We start from the raw sequence: 1,737 nt of genomic DNA on the forward strand, positions 1-1,737 counted from the left end.
CCCGGGCCTCGGCTCGCTGACGCTCGCCCTGCTGGAGGCCGCCGACCGGGTCGTCGCCGTCGAGATCGACGACATCCTCGCCGCCGCGCTGCCCGCCACCATCGAGGCGCGGATGCCGCGCAAGAAGGACCGGTTCGCGCTCGTCCACTCCGACGCGATGCTCGTCACCGAGCTGCCCGGCCCCGCGCCGACCGCGCTCGTCGCGAACCTGCCGTACAACGTGGCCGTGCCGGTGCTGCTCACCATGCTCGACCGCTTCCCCAGCATCGAGCGGACCCTCGTCATGGTCCAGGCGGAGGTCGCCGACCGGCTCGCCGCCCGCCCGGGCAACAAGGTGTACGGGGTCCCCTCCGTCAAGGCCAACTGGTACGCGGACGTCAAGCGCGCCGGATCCATCGGCCGCAACGTCTTCTGGCCCGCCCCGAACGTCGACTCCGGGCTCGTCTCCCTCGTCCGCCGCTCCGAGCCGATCGCGACCAGCGCCTCCAAGGCCGAGGTCTTCGCGGTCGTCGACGCCGCGTTCGCGCAGCGGCGCAAGGGACTGCGCTCCGCGCTCGCCGGCTGGGCCGGCTCGGCGGCCGCCGCCGAGGCCGCGCTCGTCGCCGCCGGGATCAGCCCGCTGGCCCGCGGCGAGTCCCTGACGGTCGAGGAGTTCGCCGCGATCGCCGAGCACAAGCCGGCCGACGCGCAGAAGCCCGCGCTGTGAGCGCCGCACCGCGCACGGCGGTGACCGTACGGGTCCCCGCGAAGGTCAACGTGCAGCTGGCGGTGGGCGCCGCCCGCCCCGACGGCTTCCACGACCTGGCCAACGTCTTCCTCGCCGTCTCCCTCTACGACGAGGTCACCGCGACCGCGACCGACGGCGACGGGCCCACCGTCGGCTGCGAGGGCCCCGACAGCGACCAGGTGCCGCTGGACCGGACGAACCTCGCCGCGCGGGCCGCCGAGCTGCTCGCCGCCCGGGCCGGGCTCACCCCCGCCGTCCACCTGCACATCGCCAAGAACATCCCCGTCGCGGGCGGCATGGCCGGCGGCAGCGCGGACGGCGCGGCGGCGCTGCTGGCGTGCGACGCGCTGTGGGGGCTCGGCACCCCGCGCGAGGAGCTCCTCGCCATCTGCGCGGAGCTCGGCAGCGACGTCCCGTTCAGCCTGGTGGGCGGCGCGGCGCTGGGCACCGGACGCGGGGAGGTGCTCACCCCGGTCGAGGCCGGCGGCTTCCACTGGGTGTTCGCCGTCGCGCACGGCGGGCTGTCGACGCCGGCGGTGTTCCGCGAGTTCGACCGGCTGACGGAGGGCACGGCCGTACCGGTGCCGGAGGCCTCGGCGGAGCTGCTGGCCGCGCTCGCGTCGGGCGACCCGGACGCGCTGGCGGCCGTCCTGCCGCGGTCCAACGGGCTCCAGCCGGCGGCGCTGTCGCTGCGGCCGGAGCTCGCGCGGACGCTGGAGGCGGGCGTCGGGGCCGGGGCCCTGGCCGGGCTGGTGTCCGGGTCCGGGCCGACGACGGCGTTCCTGGTCCGGGACGCCGACGCGGCGGCGAAGGTCGCGGCCGAGCTGGAGGCCTCCGGCACGTGCCGCGCGACCCGGGTCACCGCCTCGCCCGCGGCGGGGGCCACCGTACTGGCGTAGCCGGGCCCGCCGGGCGCGCGGGGTGCCTGCGGCGCTGCTCCCCGCCCCGCCCTTCCACCGTTCCCCGGGGCTCCGCCCCGGACCCCGCTCCTGCGGGCTCCGCCCCCAGAC

2 protein-coding genes are annotated in these 1,737 nt (G+C 77.4%); both read left to right on the forward strand.

What is annotated here, in order from left to right:
- Positions 1–706: 16S rRNA (adenine(1518)-N(6)/adenine(1519)-N(6))-dimethyltransferase RsmA (gene rsmA, locus ACFVXK_RS37785; protein ID WP_389621670.1), on the forward strand; the 706-nt coding region annotated here is incomplete at its 5' end.
- Positions 703–1,626 carry a 4-(cytidine 5'-diphospho)-2-C-methyl-D-erythritol kinase gene (locus ACFVXK_RS37790; protein WP_389621672.1) on the forward strand — a complete coding sequence of 308 codons (924 nt, stop codon included), beginning with the start codon at positions 703–705 and terminating at the stop codon, positions 1,624–1,626. The genes rsmA and ACFVXK_RS37790, both read left to right, overlap by 4 nt.
- The last annotated feature ends 111 nt before the right edge of the window (positions 1,627–1,737 follow it).

Origin of the sequence: Streptomyces sp. NPDC058157 (assembly GCF_042884105.1) — a bacterium.
Classification (GTDB): Bacteria; Actinomycetota; Actinomycetes; order Streptomycetales; family Streptomycetaceae; genus Streptomyces.